This window comes from Pedobacter cryoconitis, assembly GCF_014207135.1.
Classification (GTDB): Bacteria; Bacteroidota; Bacteroidia; order Sphingobacteriales; family Sphingobacteriaceae; genus Pedobacter; species Pedobacter cryoconitis_D.
Genome location: NZ_JACHCC010000010.1, coordinates 174,500 through 188,064, shown reverse-complemented (window position 1 = coordinate 188,064; position 13,565 = coordinate 174,500). Strand labels below are relative to the sequence as shown.

Below are 13,565 nucleotides of genomic sequence, written 5' to 3'. Positions count from 1 at the left end.
TTAATCAAGAAAAACAACCTACAAAACAAATGGACAAATCACAGAAATTAGATGAAGTCATGGCTTTGGCTTTGTCAGTGCCACTGGAAGAAATTAATGATGATCTGGCTTACCAGAGCATACCAGAATGGGATTCTATGTCACACATGGTATTAATGACCGAACTGGAAACAGCTTTTGGTATCTCTATAGAAACAGACGACATGCTGGAAATGAACACCATGCCCAAAGTAAGAGAGATCTTACAGAAATACGGGGTAATGCAAACCAATTAAAAAACTGCCATGAGACTTTATGATCTAATTCAAAATAATAAAAAATTAACCTTTATAGATCCTTTCACCGACCGGTCGTATGGAGTAGCTGATTTCCATCATTCGCTGGTTATCGATGACCGCCAGGCGCTGGTCTTTATCTACGCAGACAATCTGATTGGCTCAATAGAGGTTTTTCTTAACTTTCTGGGCAGTCGCTTTACTGTCAGCCTGCTTAGCCCCCAGCTCAGTCCGGTTTACAAACAGGAACTGGAAGAGGTTTATCAGCCATATTACATTTATGATCCTTCCAGAACAGAAATACCCGGTTTTGATATACACGAGGCTTCTTCCAGAATCCGGTTATTCCAGCATCAGCTGAAACCGGACTACCCTATTCATCCGGACATCAAACTGTTACTCAGCACATCAGGAACAACGGGTTCTCCAAAATTCGTTAAGTTGTCTGAAGAAAATCTGATTCACAATGCGGAGGCCATTCTTGAGTTCCTGCCAATCAGGGAAGACGATATAACCCCGCTAAATGTTCCGGTCATCTTTGTGTATGGTCTTTCAATTTTCACGACAAATGCGCTGAAAGCAGGTACAATTATCTGTACCAACAGGGATGTCCTGCAAAAGGAGTTCTGGGATGATTTTGTGAAATATCAGTTCAGTTCCTTAGGAGGTGTACCTTATGTCTATGAAATGCTCCAGAGAATAGATTTTTTCAAGAAGGAATATCCATTTTTAAGATATATGACCCAGACAGGAGGAATCCTGAATCAGACTCTGGCCAAAGTCATCGAAGAATATGTTGCCCCACGCGGACAGCAGTTTTTTGTAATGTACGGACAAACAGAGGCGGCCGGAAGAATGGCCTATCTTTCACCTGCGGATCTGAAAACTAAAAATACTTCTATCGGACGTCCGATCAGAAACGGAAGTTTCCAGATTGATCCCTCAACCCGCGAACTGCTTTATTCGGGGCCGAACGTTTTTGGCGGATATGCCACAAAATCGGCAGATTTAAATACTTTTCAACCTGGAGATGTCCTTTATACCGGTGATATTGCTGAAAAAGACGAAGAAGGTTATTATTATATCATTGGACGGATTAAACGCATTGTCAAACTATTGGGCACACGTTTTAACCTGGATGAGATAGAACTGATTATTAAAAATGCCTTTAACGGGGAGACATTTGCCTGTATCGGAGTGGAAGATAAACACTTGCTGGTTATCCATCTTAATCAGGACTTAAAGGATGAGGAAATTAAACAGTTTCTGAAAACGAAACTCAACCTGCATCCAAGCATTATCAAAATAAAACAAGTCAGTAAAATACCTCTTACTCCTAACGGAAAGGTAGATTATACCTCTGCAAGATCACTTTATCAGCAGGTTTAAATGATTTTAGGCAATATCCCGGTTATTCCGGAATATTGCCTAAATATTTAATTATTTAACCGATGTCACCACTTAGGTCGAAAACGCTGATTATATTTGTGTTAAAGCCCTATGAATCATGCGAATAATCAACCTTGCCCTAGTTATACTTTTTTTATGCTCCTGCAGTAAAACTGAAGTACCTGTAGTACCTCCTAATCCTCCGGTCCTCCCTCCTGTAATACCGCCGGTAGTACCACCTGTTGTGGGTGCCTCAGGCTATATTAACTTAGAAAATCTGGTCAATAGCAGTGGATATAGTCTTTTAAAAGACAGCGTGTGGTCAGATCAGGTGAGCCATACCCTGCTGCTGCAATATACTCCATCAAGCAGATTGATGATTCTGCCTGCTTTCCAGGAAAAAATATTTCCTTGTGCAATTCTAAAGGGTAATTTTACCGGACAGAAAATAGATCCGGAAGTAGTTGCGGATTATGAAGTCAATCCTATAACTGTCAGTCCTACATTCCTGAATTTACCGGACAAATTTAACTTTGTAATCGAAAAACCTTCTTACACAGCTACTTTAGATTATCTAAAAAGAGCTTTATCCGGCACAGCCGTTCATAAACAGATCTATAATTTCTCCTATAACAGCTTCGCTTTCACCCATCTTAATGAACTGAATATTCTTTTTGGTGGCAATGTAGATATTAAGCAATTATTTGGCATTTCCACTGAAAATACAGGAACTGTCACCAAAGTCAGAAATGGAATTGTGCTCAGAGCTGTGCAGGTCAACTTTGGTATTGATATGGACATTCCGGAGTATTCTGTTTTTAAAGCCAAGGTAGACAACAATATACTGAACAAAAGCAAAATCAGCTCTGTAAGTAGTATCGATTATGGACGAATGGGTTTACTGACCCTTCAAGCCGATGCCAAACCAGAACAACTGAATGTGATTACTAATAAAATCAGAACTTCCCAGCCATTGGGTGCTGATGAAGAAAAACTGTTAACAACCGCCGAGATACATACCTACCTGAATGGCTATAGTTATTCCGGAACAAAAAGTGTGGAATCGGCAAGTGGACTACAGAAAATACAAGGTTTTTACAACTTGATCTCAAGCGAAGGAACCTTTTCCGCCTCTACTTATGGCAGCCCATTATTCTATACTTTAAACCATAGTGTCGATTACAGCAGGGTACCTCAACAAGGATATGTAGTCAGGGTAAATGTACAAAGGGAGAAAGTCATCAAAACCAATTAAGGTGAAAAAGAGGTGGTTAAAATAATCCCACCTCTTGCTACGTTATGTTTCTGAAAAAGATGCTAAGTTTAGCCCCTCAAATATTGAAGACATGAAGATTTACCAGCATTCACTCCTGCTCAGAGAAAGAAAAAGAGGATATCACCTGATTACAGAAGATATTCTTCAGGCGTTTCCACAGATCAGCGAGATAAAAACTGGTATTTTTCAGGTTTTTATACAGCATACTTCTGCTTCGCTGACGATTAACGAGAATGCCGACCCTACCGTACGCCATGATTTTCAATTATTTTTCGATAAAGCCGTTCCTGAAAATGACCCGGACTATCTTCATGATGATGAAGGGTCTGATGATATGCCCGCTCATTTGAAAACAGCGCTGCTGGACACTTCATTAATGATTCCAATTCGCAATGGTCGTTTGGCACTGGGTACCTGGCAGGGAATTTATCTTTGTGAACACCGCAATTACGGGGGGGCCAGGGCAATAATGCTAACTGCATGGGGAGAATGATGTGATCAAAATTTTGACGAATTATACAAGCTATTATCCATTTGAATATATTTGGAGACCGAAATGTTAAAATCGGATTAGAAACGGTAATCAACCTCTCCTTCAAATTATTTATATGAAAAAAATTGTTGCGGTAAAATCAAAAAAAGAACTTAAGACATTTATTGATTTTCCACATGAGCTCTATCAGCACGACCCAAACTATGTTCCGGAATTGTTTATTGCACAAAAAGATTTGCTAACCACGCACCCTTTTCATAAACATTCTACCCTTCAGTCATTTTTACTGTATGATGGAGATAAAGTTACAGGTCGTATTGCAGCTATATTAAACAATAGTCATAATGAATTTAACCAGGCTAACGATGGTTTCTTTGGTTTTTTCGACTGTATTGATGACACTGAAAGTGCTGCTATGCTGATTGCCGAAGCAGAGAAATGGTTAAAGGAAAAAGGAGTTGCTACATTAATCGGTCCGGTCAATTTCTCAACCAATGAATCATGCGGTTTACTGGTTGAAGGGTTTGATATGCCTCCGGTAGTAATGATGCCTTATAACGCTTCCTATTATCCGGCCTTACTGGAAAAAACAGGACTAGCCAAAAAGGTAGACCTGATTGCATGGAAGTGGAATGGTGATAACTATGATGACCGCTCTGTACAGTTACTGGATAAATTACAGGAACGCTTAAAAAGAAGCGATATCACGATCCGTAAGATCAACATGAAAAAATTCAAGGAGGAAGCAGAAAGCCTTCGTGAAGTATACAATAAAGCCTGGGACAAAAACATGGGTTTTGTACCGTTGAACGATGAGGAATATGACTACCAGGCTAAAGATCTGAAAATGATTCTGGATCCTGATTTCTGTCTGGTTGCAGAACAGAATGGAAAGATCGTTGGTTTTGGGGCAGCTATTCCTGACATCAACGAAATCCTGATCAAAATTAAAAGAGGAAGATTATTCCCTACTGGTCTGTTCAAATTACTAATGAATAAAAAGAAAGTATCAGGGATCAGGATTTTGCTTCTGGGTGTAGTAGAAGGTTATCGTAAAATGGGTATCGAAGCTTGTTTGTATGGTAACATTATTAAAGCCTATAAAGCTAAAGGATTAAAGTACGCAGAGGCATCCTGGACACTGGAACACAATGATTTAGTAAATAATGCTATCCGTGCAATAAAAGGCGATCCTTACAAAAAATACAGAATTTACGAAAAAACAATTTAAATTCTGCAATGTTAATATGAAGCTAAACAGTTCTTTTTTATGATGCGACAACTGGGATTTATAACCTTACTGATTCTACTTTTTTTTAACAGTACGAAACTTTCGGCGCAACATCAAAAAGCTGTTCAAAAGAGTAGTGACCTCTCTTACCTGGCCGACTCCACCGTACTGACCAGGAGTGATTATTTAACCAAACTTGGGCAAGTATTTGATATTATCAACCAGGTAGAGGTGACTACTTCGTCATTTTATAAATTAAAACCTATCGCTGAACACTTATCTCAGGATGAATCGGCGATTGCTTTATTGAAGAAACGTTTATCACAGAGTGACAGAACGCTCAATCTTCAAAATCTGCAAATGTATCAGACATTGCTTGATGAACTCGAATCTAATAATGATGACTGTCTGACCGACCTGCAACTTTATGACAAACAGTTAGACGGGCTTAAAACACAGATTCTTGACCTCCGTAAGGATACTGTCCTGCGTAAAATCTTCAGAACCGACTCATTAAAAGTAATTTTCAGGACTCAGTTTCAGGAGTTAGGAAAAAAGCGGATTCTGATGGACAGCCTGATTAAATCCAACACTGGGATAATTAATAACCTGAAAGCCAGAACCTCTGCCAATCTGATTAGCGTCAGAGAAATGAGCTACCAGGCCGACAGCCAGTTAAAGTCGGTTAGCGTTAAGGCTTTCAGCAAGGAAAGACGTTATTTATGGGAATCTGTTAACCAGTCGGCCAATACCAATATAGGTTTCAAAAACTTCATGGAAAGCGAACAGAAGATCTCTGCTTATTATTTTGTTTATACCAGGAGCGCCAGATTGTTATTACTCCTCACTGGTGCTTTATTCTTCTTCTGGATATATTTTAACTTCAAAAGTTTAAAACAAAGGGATAAACTGGAGGCTGTCAGCTCACTGAACTTTGTGTTTATCAGACACAGACCTTATCTCATTACCCTGATATTTATCTTAACGCTTGCCCCTGTTTTCGATTTACTGGCACCTGCCTTATATATCGAAAGCATCCATATCTTACTTGCAATTAGTCTTACGGCACTCCTGTTTAAAAGACTTCCCAGAGCTATTTTTTATCAATGGTGCATTTTTGCCCTGTTACTGATCTTCCCGGTTATTCTACGGTCTCTGGGAATGCCGGCACGTTATCAGCGCTGGTTACTGCTTTTATTCAGTACAGCATCTCTGGTCTATGGAATATATACCTACAGAACTTTAAAAGAGCAAGCCAGGAAACACAGGTTACTCCTGAGCGTGGGTGTGATCTATATTATTTTCAATTTCCTGGCTATTATTTGTAATTTATTCGGTCGGTTTACACTGACACAAATCTTCTACAACAGTGCTTCGAGTGCTCTGCTACATGCTGTATCACTGATTATTCTGGCTGCGATGATTACCGAAGCCTTTCTTCTCCAGATTAAAAGCAGCAGGATCAGAAAGAACTACCCGGAACATTTTGACTGGAAACAGGTTGTAAAAAGCATCCGGGGTTTACTGGGGATTGGGATATTCCTGATCTGGCTAACTTTGTTTCTGGTTAACCTGAACATATTTGACGGATTGTATACGCTTGCAGTATCAGTTTTGACGGAAAAACGAAAAATAGGCACACTGGTCTTCACCCTAGGTGGTATTGTGTTATTCCTGCTGATCATCTGGGTAGCCAACTTTTTACAGAAATATATCGCCTACTTTTTCGGTGACACCGGAGATGATTCTCTGGATGGCACAAAAGGTGAACGCTCTAAACTCATCGTAACCAAACTGGTTTTGTTTATAGGCGGGTTTTTACTGGCTGTAGCGGCCTCTGGTTTGCCAATTGACAAAATCACTGTCGTACTAGGTGCTTTGGGCGTAGGAGTCGGCTTAGGGCTTCAGAATATAGTCAGCAATTTTGTATCTGGTATTATCCTGATTTTTGACAAAACACTGCGCATCGGAGATGTGGTTGAACTGGGAGACAAAAAGGGAAGAGTTAAGGAAATAGGTATTCGTGCCAGTACCCTGCTTACCGATGATGGTGCAGAGATTATCATTCCAAATGGGGCTATCCTGTCAAATAACATTATCAACTGGACCTTGAGCAATAACCAGATGAGAGTAGCCATAGAGTTCACAGTGAGCAACCCTTTCCCAAGAGAGGAAGTTTTAGAACTGATCAAAGGGGTAATCAGCTCCAATGATAACATCTTTTTGAATAAAGAGCCCAAAATCAATATCGTTCCAAAAAACAAAATCAGCAGCACAATTAAAATCAATTTCTGGTGTAAGGATATCTCATTAGCGGAGAATACCAGAAGCAGTATCAGCTCTATTATTTTTGATGAGCTGGAAGAAAAAGGGATAGAAATTCTATAGATTCCCCAGCTCTGATATCACCCTTAAACGGAATTAATCCCTTCTGTATTCTGGTCAGTTTTATATGCCCTATGCTTTGAATTACGTGGACAGTATCCGGCAAGATTATACTGCCCCCCTATCTTTCTGGCAAAAAAAAACGCATCTTCCCATCATTTATTATAAGTAAACACAATATATACATAAATAATGTATTAATACTGAATAACAGATATTTAAAAATAACATATTATCAAATGATAATATGTTATTTAATCATATTAACGACTCTCTTTCACCGCGTAGGCCAACACACTTACCGCCTCTTCCAGCTCTTCTCTGGTCAGGTTCCCGAAGCCAAGCCGCATCGCCGTAAAACTATCTGTCTGGTACAACAGCTCCTGCGGAAGATGAAGATTTCGCTTCAGACAATTTTTACTGATCCGCATCAGATTCAATTCCGGATTCCATTTTGTCCATACTGACAAGCCGCCCGGAGGAGAAGAAAAAGTAAGCTCCTCTCCCAACTCCTGCTGCAGTAAACTCACAAATATATCCCGGCGTTCCTGATAAATCTTAACTGCCTTTTTCAAGTGTCGCTGAATTTCTTTTTCCTCGAGTAATTCTGCCAGGGCCTGCTCCATCAACATATCCCCCTGCCTGTCTACCAGCCTGCGGAACTTCGCCATCTCCCTGATCAGATTCTCGGGGGCAATCAGATATCCGGAACGGAAACCCGGCGCAAGAGATTTGCAAAAGGAGCCGATATAGACTACCATACCATTTGTATCTGCACTGGCCAGAGGCAACACAGAATTCCCGTTATAGTGAAAATCATAATCGTAATCATCTTCCAGAATAATAAATCCATGGATCTGTGCTAACTGCAGTAACTCTACTCTCCGCTCTGCACTTAAGGTAACTGTAGTTGGATAATGATGATGAGGAGTAAGATACAACATCCTTATTTTCTTAGTTTTACAGAGTTCACGGATCGCATCCACAGAAATCCCCTCTGCATCTACAGGTACAGAGATAATCCTGCCTCCGCATTGCTGAAAACACATATTGGCCAGATAATAACTCAGATCGCCGACAATCACGAGATCACCAGACTCGATCAACATGCTGGAAGCCATATAAATACTCATATGAATTCCTCTGGTTGTCAATATATTATTCTTATTGATATGTAAACCCCTGGTATTATTCAGATAATGGGCCAAAGTTTCCCTGAAGTACTCATTTCCTTCCACATGTGAATAGCCGAAATGCCTGTAATTGGTTTTACTCTTTAAAATTCCACCATATACCTTTGATAACTTTTCCAGCGGCAGAAGCCTGATATCGGGCAATCCATCATTAAATTCCAGTCCGGCTGCTGATGTCACAGGAAGGACATCGAGCAGAATACTTTGTTTAAAGCGATAACCTGTTTCCGCCGGATAACTAGTCAGGAACTCCTCATCATAAGACTGCAGGGCGATATTTTCCTGCGGCCCCTTATTTCTGACAAAAGTCCCTTTATTAGGCCTGATTTCAGTCCATCCCTGCGCATCCAGCTCATCATAAGCAGCAATTATGGTTTTCCGGTGTACTTCGAGATCATCAGCCAGACTTCTTGTACCAGGCAGCTGAATTCCTGCTAAAAGCACACCACGCTGGATGGCATTGATCATCTGATGGGCAATCTGCAGATAAACCGGACGGTCAAGCGACCTGTCTATACGGATTACACTTTGAAAAGGAATTTGAACCGGACTACTCATAAACTTAAAACTGGTACCTATTAACTATCCGGCAAGGTAATACTTTTGGCTCAAACAAATGAAACCAATGGAATTAGAAGAACTCCTGCACCATATAGTAAGTGACGATCACAGACATGCCTGCTTTCTCAATACCCTCTCCTTACAGGAGAATATCGGGGCCAGAAAGATCTCAGCGAACGAACAACCAGAAACATCGACATACATGGTCTTAAAACATGCTGCCGAAGAACACCGCCATGCCTTCTATCTGAAAAAGCAGATTGCCAAGTTAAGCACATCCGCCTGTCCGACTTACGAACCGGACTACCTGCTGGCTCCATATAGCAGTAAATACTATCTCAACAAGCTTGATCTGATGACAAGCCGCTACTTGAAAGAAACACTTCAGTTAGCGGGCTCCGCATTGAAGTTCGCCGCCTATTTATTAGTTACTTATGCAATTGAGGTCCGCGCCGATCTGATTTACCCCGTATATCAGGAAGTACTAAACAAAAATAAGAGTAAGGTAAGTGTAAGGTCAATCATTCTGGAGGAACAAGGTCACCTGGAAGAGATGATTGCACAACTCAGCAATTTCTCACCGGCATGGGAGATCCATGCAGAAAAGATCACTCATTTCGAAAGTGAACTCTATCAGAACTGGATTAATGATCTGGCTAAAACTATATAAATGAAACGGAGTGCCTATGATAGTATGCGCGAAAAACTGAACCTCCGGGAGGCAAACAGTTCAATTCGTAATCTACAACAGGAAAACACTTTATATGACTTTAGTTCAAATGATTATTTAGGTTTTGCACGTTCTCAGGAGTTAAAAGACCTGATTAAACTGGAACTGGAAAAGTACCCCCAGTACCTTTCGGGGGCTACTGGATCAAGATTACTGAGTGGTAATTCTGCATTTGCTGAATTTCTGGAAAAAGAGATCGCAGCTCATCATCATGCAGCTCATGGCTTACTGTTTAACACTGGCTACTCAGCAAATACCGCCTTGTTTTCTTCCTTACCACAGAAGGGTGACACAGTTATCTACGATGAATATATCCATGCTTCTGTCATTGACGGGACGAGGTTAAGTTTTGCAACGAGATTGAAGTTCAGACATAATGACCTGGAAGACCTGAAAAAGAAACTCCTTCAGTGCACAGGTACCTGCTATGTAGCTGTAGAGAGTGTTTATTCTATGGACGGAGATCTTGCTGACCTCACCGGAATTTCAGCACTTTGTACGCAACATGAAGCGCACCTGATTGTGGATGAAGCCCATGCCTTCGGGGTATTGGGTACCGGACTGGTAGACTTATTAAAAATACAGACTACGGTATTTGCAAGGGTGATTACTTTTGGAAAAGCCCTTGGTTTGCATGGAGCAATAGTATTAGGATCTGATTTACTGAGAGATTACCTCATTAACTTCGCGCGTCCCTTTATATATAGCACCGCCCCCCCATTCTCTCTGCTTATTTCGCTTCAGGTCGCTTATAAGCACCTTTTAAGTCATCCGGAGCACCAAGTCACCTTACAGCACAAATCGTCGCTCCTGAAGGCTCATTTACCGCCAAGAGAACAATTACGTAGCAGCTGCAACCCTGCGGCTATACAAGCTATCTTTCTGAATGGGAACGAAGAAACGATCAGGTTGAGTCAGGCTTTACAACAAAGGGGCTTTGACGTCCGCCCTATCCGCAGCCCGACTGTTCCCAAAGGCAAAGAAAGACTGCGGATTTGCCTGCATATTCATAATACGGATCAGGAAATACTTGAATTATGTCATCATCTCAAACAACTGAGTCAATAAATCTCATGAACAACAAACCTTTATTTATTACAGGAATTGGTACCGACGTCGGAAAAACGGTTGTTTCTGCTGTTCTGACTGAACAATTACAGGCCGACTACTGGAAACCAGTACAGGCCGGCGACCTGGGCAATACTGATAGTGACAGGGTAAGACAACTGATCAGTAACTCTAAAAGCCTTATACACCCAGAAGCTTTCCGGCTAACCCTTGCTGCTTCTCCGCATCGGGCCGCAAAGGCAGATGGTGTCGAAATCCTGGCACAAGACTTTCAATTGCCCCTAACCGAGAATCAATTGCTGATTGAAGGGGCCGGGGGATTATTTGTCCCACTTTCCTATCAGCTGCTAATGATTGACCTGATCCGGATTTTAGATGCCGAAACCGTATTGGTAGCCCGGAACTACCTGGGCTGTATAAACCACACTTTACTAAGCATCAATGCACTGGAAAATAGAAACATCCCGCTAAAACATCTTATTTTAAATGGAGAGTTTGATGCTGACACGCTTAATATCTTACTCCATCATCTTCCGAAAGGATGTACCTGGAGCAAATTACCGGAATTCACGACTATCAATAAAGAGGCCGTTGCGAACGCTCCTTTTCAACTCAATCTGGCTAACCAAATCACCAATTAATTTTAATTCAAATGAACAACAACACAACTCCGATACGCAATGACTGGTCTATCCAGGAAATCAAAGACATCTATCATCAGCCTTTGCTGGAACTGGTTTATCAGGCGGCTACTGTACACCGTACCTGGCATAGAGCGGGAGAAGTACAGGTATGTACCCTGCTTTCCGTAAAAACCGGCGGCTGCCCCGAAGATTGTTCTTATTGCGGACAGGCTGCCCGTTACCACACGGGAATAACAGTAAAGGCATTAATGTCTAAAGATGATGTAGTGGCTATCGCACAAAGGGCCAAAGACTCTGGTTCTTCGCGCTTCTGTATGGCCGCAGCATGGCGGGAAGTCAGGGACAACCGCGATTTCGAAAACATTCTGGAAATGGTACAGGGTGTAAACGAAATCGGCCTGGAGGTCTGCTGTACATTGGGTATGCTCAGTGAATCACAGGCCACAAGACTACAGGAAGCAGGATTGTATGCTTACAACCACAACCTTGACTCATCTAAAGACTACTATCAGGAAATTATCAGTACGCGTACCTATGATGACCGGTTATCCACCCTGAATCACGTCAGAAAAGCAGGTATTTCTGTGTGTTCAGGTGGAATTATCGGTTTAGGAGAAACGCATTCCGACCGGATTAACATGCTTCACACCCTTTCAACTTTACCGCAGCACCCGGAATCTGTACCAGTAAATGCACTGGCAAGAGTAAAGGGAACACCGCTGGCCGACCTGCCAAAAGTAGATTCGTGGGAGATGGTCAGAATGATTGCCACCGCAAGGATCCTGATGCCTAAATCTATGGTAAGACTGAGTGCCGGACGGGCTGAAATGACAACAGAAGAACAGTCCTGGTGTTTTATGGCTGGTGCCAATTCAATTTTCACCAGTGAAAGCGAAGAATTGCTGGTCACCCCAAATCCGAGACTGGATGATGACCGCAAAATGTTCGAGTTACTAGGTCTGAAACCCATGCAAAAAGAGAAGTCAGAAAACATAAAACCAATAGTATGAGACTAAATGAACAGGATACTTTAAGTTTAACTGAAAGAGACTTAAAGGTTATCTGGCATCCCTATACGCAAATGTTACATGCCAGATATCCTACCGCAATCGTAAGGGCTGAAGGAAGCTACCTGTTCGATGAGGACGGCAAACGTTATATTGACGCCATATCATCCTGGTGGGTAATTCTTCATGGGCACTCACATCCTTACATTGCAGACCGGGTATCAGCACAGATCAGAAAACTGGATCAGGTCATCTTTGCTGGCTTCACCCATGAGCCGGCTATTGAGCTGGCCGAAAAATTACTTGGGCTATTGCCCCAAAATCAGGAAAAGGTATTTTACACAGACAATGGTTCAACAGCTGTAGAAGTTGCCTTAAAAATGTGTATTCAGTATTGGCACAATCAAGGACAAACCAGGAAATTAGTACTGGCATTTCATCATGGTTATCACGGAGATACTTTTGGAGCCATGTCTATAAGTGGCCGCAGCGCATGGACCGCCCCTTTTGACAACTATTTGTTTGAGGTACGTTATATCGACCTGCCTACTGCTGATAATTTAGCTGATTTAAAGAAACAAATTTCTGAAATAAGTGATCAGCTGGCTTGTTTCGTTTATGAGCCATTAGTACAGGGCTCCGCCGGTATGGTAATGTATAGTGCAACTGCTCTTGACCAGCTGATGAATCACTGCCGGGAGGAAAACATCCTGATGATACAGGATGAGGTGTTCACAGGTTTCGGACGGACAGGAAAGCATTTTGCAGCAGACCACCTGACAGAAAGCCCTGATATTATGTGTTTTTCAAAAGGTTTAACCGGCGGAACAATGCCACTTGGGCTAACCACCTGCTCGGAGGAAATTTATAACGCATTTTTGTCTAAAGATAAACTGAAAACGCTGTTTCATGGCCATTCCTTTACTGCCAATCCCCTGGCCTGTACGGCAGCATCAGCAAGTCTTGATCTGTTATTAAGAGAAGAAACCCAGGAGAACATCAACCGGATTTGCCGTAAACACGCCGTTTTTATCAAAAAGACAGGCGGACATAGGCGGATCCAGTCAGCGAGACAGACGGGCACAATACTGGCTATCGAATGGCGTACTGAAACTGGTACTTCTTATTTTGATGATCTGAGGAACCTGCTCTATGATTATTTTCTGGACAAGGGTATTTTAATGCGTCCTCTTGGTAATGTAATTTATATACTACCTCCTTATTGTATCAGTGATCAGGATTTAGACCATATTTACGAGGAAATTGAGGGAGCTTTAGAGCTTTATTAAAGAGAGAAGCAGGCTTTGCTTGCT

At 41.7% G+C, this 13,565-nt stretch carries 12 protein-coding genes; 11 read left to right on the top strand and 1 reads right to left on the bottom strand.

The genetic code is table 11. From position 1 onward, the window contains the following. The first annotated feature begins 29 nt into the window (after positions 1 to 29). From HDF25_RS19015 to HDF25_RS18990, 6 genes are all read left to right on the top strand, one after another. Positions 30 to 275 (top strand): acyl carrier protein, encoded by a 246-nt coding sequence (locus HDF25_RS19015; RefSeq protein WP_184627685.1) that lies wholly within the window; start codon positions 30 to 32, stop codon positions 273 to 275. Positions 276 to 284: 9 nt separating this feature from the next. Beyond that, the gene (locus tag HDF25_RS19010; RefSeq protein ID WP_184627683.1) at positions 285 to 1,664 is read left to right on the top strand and encodes an AMP-binding protein; all 1,380 of its coding nucleotides are present in this window, start codon (positions 285 to 287) and stop codon (positions 1,662 to 1,664) included. A 118-nt stretch (positions 1,665 to 1,782) separates the two neighbouring features. Beyond that, on the top strand, positions 1,783 to 2,919 hold the full coding sequence (locus HDF25_RS19005) for a thiol-activated cytolysin family protein (protein WP_184627681.1): 1,137 nt from the start codon (positions 1,783 to 1,785) through the stop codon (positions 2,917 to 2,919). A 91-nt stretch (positions 2,920 to 3,010) separates the two neighbouring features. After that, positions 3,011 to 3,433, top strand: coding sequence for a secondary thiamine-phosphate synthase enzyme YjbQ (locus HDF25_RS19000; protein WP_184627679.1), 423 nt, complete (start codon positions 3,011 to 3,013; stop codon positions 3,431 to 3,433). 115 nt (positions 3,434 to 3,548) lie between these two features. Next, positions 3,549 to 4,664 (top strand): GNAT family N-acetyltransferase, encoded by a 1,116-nt coding sequence (locus HDF25_RS18995; protein ID WP_184627677.1) that lies wholly within the window; start codon positions 3,549 to 3,551, stop codon positions 4,662 to 4,664. 39 nt (positions 4,665 to 4,703) lie between these two features. After that, complete coding sequence (locus tag HDF25_RS18990) at positions 4,704 to 7,052, top strand: mechanosensitive ion channel family protein (protein ID WP_260409410.1); 2,349 nt, start codon at positions 4,704 to 4,706, stop codon at positions 7,050 to 7,052. Between the two features lie 260 nt (positions 7,053 to 7,312). Here HDF25_RS18990 and HDF25_RS18985 read toward each other — a convergent pair whose 3' ends face one another. After that, positions 7,313 to 8,800 (bottom strand): PLP-dependent aminotransferase family protein, encoded by a 1,488-nt coding sequence (locus tag HDF25_RS18985; protein ID WP_184627675.1) that lies wholly within the window; start codon positions 8,798 to 8,800, stop codon positions 7,313 to 7,315. Positions 8,801 to 8,867: 67 nt separating this feature from the next. Between HDF25_RS18985 and HDF25_RS18980 the strand changes: the two genes are divergently transcribed. Genes HDF25_RS18980 through bioA form a run of 5 tightly spaced genes read left to right on the top strand, consistent with a single transcriptional unit; the run spans position 8,868 to position 13,541 of the window. Then, the gene (locus HDF25_RS18980; RefSeq protein ID WP_184627673.1) at positions 8,868 to 9,473 is read left to right on the top strand and encodes a hypothetical protein; all 606 of its coding nucleotides are present in this window, start codon (positions 8,868 to 8,870) and stop codon (positions 9,471 to 9,473) included. Further along, positions 9,474 to 10,601 (top strand): aminotransferase class I/II-fold pyridoxal phosphate-dependent enzyme, encoded by a 1,128-nt coding sequence (locus HDF25_RS18975; RefSeq protein WP_184627671.1) that lies wholly within the window; start codon positions 9,474 to 9,476, stop codon positions 10,599 to 10,601. Between the two features lie 5 nt (positions 10,602 to 10,606). Then, positions 10,607 to 11,242: a dethiobiotin synthase gene (gene bioD, locus HDF25_RS18970; RefSeq protein WP_184627669.1), complete on the top strand. Its 636-nt coding sequence runs from the start codon at positions 10,607 to 10,609 to the stop codon at positions 11,240 to 11,242. Between the two features lie 11 nt (positions 11,243 to 11,253). After that, on the top strand, positions 11,254 to 12,255 hold the full coding sequence (gene bioB / locus HDF25_RS18965; RefSeq protein WP_184627667.1) for a biotin synthase BioB: 1,002 nt from the start codon (positions 11,254 to 11,256) through the stop codon (positions 12,253 to 12,255). Next, on the top strand, positions 12,252 to 13,541 hold the full coding sequence (gene bioA, locus HDF25_RS18960; RefSeq protein ID WP_184627665.1) for an adenosylmethionine--8-amino-7-oxononanoate transaminase: 1,290 nt from the start codon (positions 12,252 to 12,254) through the stop codon (positions 13,539 to 13,541). The genes bioB and bioA overlap by 4 nt, the downstream gene beginning before the upstream one ends. Positions 13,542 to 13,565: the final 24 nt, after the last annotated feature.

What these genes read in the sequence shown, in the direction of transcription:
- HDF25_RS18990 (WP_260409410.1), top strand. Translation starts at nt 4,704, where the DNA reads ATGATGCGACAACTGGGATTTATAACCTTACTGATTCTACTTTTTTTT.
- bioA (WP_184627665.1), top strand. Translation starts at nt 12,252, where the DNA reads ATGAGACTAAATGAACAGGATACTTTAAGTTTAACTGAAAGAGACTTA.
- bioD (WP_184627669.1), top strand. Translation starts at nt 10,607, where the DNA reads ATGAACAACAAACCTTTATTTATTACAGGAATTGGTACCGACGTCGGA.
- HDF25_RS18995 (WP_184627677.1), top strand. Translation starts at nt 3,549, where the DNA reads ATGAAAAAAATTGTTGCGGTAAAATCAAAAAAAGAACTTAAGACATTT.
- HDF25_RS19015 (WP_184627685.1), top strand. Translation starts at nt 30, where the DNA reads ATGGACAAATCACAGAAATTAGATGAAGTCATGGCTTTGGCTTTGTCA.
- HDF25_RS19005 (WP_184627681.1), top strand. Translation starts at nt 1,783, where the DNA reads ATGCGAATAATCAACCTTGCCCTAGTTATACTTTTTTTATGCTCCTGC.
- HDF25_RS19010 (WP_184627683.1), top strand. Translation starts at nt 285, where the DNA reads ATGAGACTTTATGATCTAATTCAAAATAATAAAAAATTAACCTTTATA.
- HDF25_RS18980 (WP_184627673.1), top strand. Translation starts at nt 8,868, where the DNA reads ATGGAATTAGAAGAACTCCTGCACCATATAGTAAGTGACGATCACAGA.
- HDF25_RS18975 (WP_184627671.1), top strand. Translation starts at nt 9,474, where the DNA reads ATGAAACGGAGTGCCTATGATAGTATGCGCGAAAAACTGAACCTCCGG.
- HDF25_RS19000 (WP_184627679.1), top strand. Translation starts at nt 3,011, where the DNA reads ATGAAGATTTACCAGCATTCACTCCTGCTCAGAGAAAGAAAAAGAGGA.
- HDF25_RS18985 (WP_184627675.1), bottom strand. Translation starts at nt 8,800, where the DNA reads ATGAGTAGTCCGGTTCAAATTCCTTTTCAAAGTGTAATCCGTATAGAC.
- bioB (WP_184627667.1), top strand. Translation starts at nt 11,254, where the DNA reads ATGAACAACAACACAACTCCGATACGCAATGACTGGTCTATCCAGGAA.